Source organism: Arthrobacter sp. 05L45_2, from assembly GCF_056397525.1.
The window spans coordinates 1-1,635 of record NZ_JBFTNO010000334.1 but is presented as its reverse complement, the minus strand read 5'-3'; the positions used below and the strand labels follow the sequence as shown (position 1 = coordinate 1,635).

The 1,635-nt window shown below is 66.7% G+C and carries 2 protein-coding genes and 1 pseudogene; 1 reads left to right on the top strand and 2 read right to left on the bottom strand.

What is annotated here, in order from left to right; translation table 11 throughout:
- Nucleotides 1-873: PrsW family intramembrane metalloprotease (locus AC1DHD_RS16170; RefSeq protein ID WP_476880678.1), on the top strand; the 873-nt coding region annotated here is incomplete at its 5' end.
- A gap of 71 nt (nucleotides 874-944) precedes the next feature.
- Here the strand turns inward: AC1DHD_RS16170 and nusB are convergent.
- Entirely contained in the window at nucleotides 945-1,355 is a 411-nt protein-coding gene (gene nusB / locus AC1DHD_RS16165) for a transcription antitermination factor NusB (protein ID WP_476880677.1), read from the bottom strand.
- Nucleotides 1,355-1,635, bottom strand: a pseudogene (locus AC1DHD_RS16160) (elongation factor P); the annotation flags it as partial. The pseudogene AC1DHD_RS16160 and the gene nusB, both read right to left, overlap by 1 nt.

Below are 1,635 nucleotides of genomic sequence, written 5' to 3'. Positions count from 1 at the left end.
CTGCTGGTGTTCGCGTTCGGCTGGGGCGCCCTGGTGTCGATTTCCGTGACCATGCTGCTGCAGCCCGTTTTCTCGCTCGCCGCCGGCCCGGCCTCGGGACTGGACTACCAGACGTTTGCCGTGACCGTCCAGGCGCCGGTGGTGGAGGAGTTCGCGAAATCCCTGGGACTGTTGCTGCTCCTCGTGTTTGCCCGCAAGCAGTTCGACGGCCCGGTGGACGGGGTGGTCTTCGCCTTCACCATTGCCGGCGGTTTCGCGTTCACGGAAAACATCCTGTACTTCGGCCGGGCCATCGCCGAGTCGTCCAACCCGGGCGTTGATTTCGCGGTGGTGTTCTTCCTCCGCGGGGTGATGTCACCCTTCGCCCACGCGATCTTCACCGGCAGCACCGGCCTCGTCCTGGGCCTGGCGGCACGCCGCTGGCATTCCGGCCTGAGCCTGCTGGCCTTCCCGGTAGGGCTGGTCCCGGCCATGGTGCTGCACAGCGGTTGGAACTCCATGGGGCAGGACTTCCTGGCCCAGTACATCCTGGTCCAGGTCCCGATCTTCCTGGCCGCGGTACTGGTGGTGGTGCTGCTGCGCGTCGCCGAACGCCGGCTGACCCGCCAGCGGTTGCAGGAGTATGCGGCAGCCGGCTGGTTTTCGGGCCAGGAGGTCGCGATGCTGGCAACACCGGCCGGGCGCCGCTCGGCCCTGCGCTGGGCGCGCTCCATCGGGCGCACCCCGCAGATGCGGGCGTTCCTGCAGGCGGCCACCCGGCTGGCCCTGACCCGCCAGCGGATCCTCAGCGGCCGGGACGTCCCGGCCCACCGGCTCGACGAGCAACGGCAGCTGGCAGAGATCCTGCTCCTGCGTGACGCCGTTCTGCACTGAGGCAGTGGCCCAACGCAAAGGACCGGTGCCCGCCATAAGGCGGACACCGGTCCTTTGAGGTCAACGGCGCATCAGGCCAGCAGCGAAGGCTTCAGCTGCTGGAGGCGGCCAAGGAGGCCGTTGATGAACGACGGCGACTCGTCGGTGGAGAGCGTCTTGGCCAGCGCCACGGCTTCGCTCACAGCAACGCCGTCCGGAACGTCGTCGTTGTAGAGCAGTTCCCAGGTGCCGATCCGCAGGATAATGCGGTCCACCGCGGGCATCCGCTCCAGCGACCAGCCCTGCGAGTAGGTTTCGAGGAATTCGTCGATCGCGGCCTGGTGGGACACGACCCCCTCGACGACTTCCAGGGTGTAGGGGTTGATGATCTGATCCGTCTTTTCACGACGGGCACGCAGCACATCGAATGCGGAGGTGGAGCGCTGCTCCGCCTCGAAGAGAACATCCAGGGCCCGGTTACGGGCCTTACCGCGGGCACTCACTAGTCGTTGACCCGGCCGAGGTAGCTGCCGTCGCGGGTGTCGACCTTGACCTTGGTGTTGTTCTCAACGAACAGGGGCACCTGGATCTCGTAGCCGGTTTCGAGCGTGGCGGGCTTGGTGCCGGCCGAGGAACGGTCGCCCTGCAGGCCCGGCTCCGTGTAGGTAATCTCAAGCACGACGCTCGGGGGCAGTTCGATGTACAGCGGGTTGCCCTCGTGGATGGCGATGTTCACCATCTGGTTTTCGAGCATGAAGTTGGTGGCATCGCCCACGGTCGCGG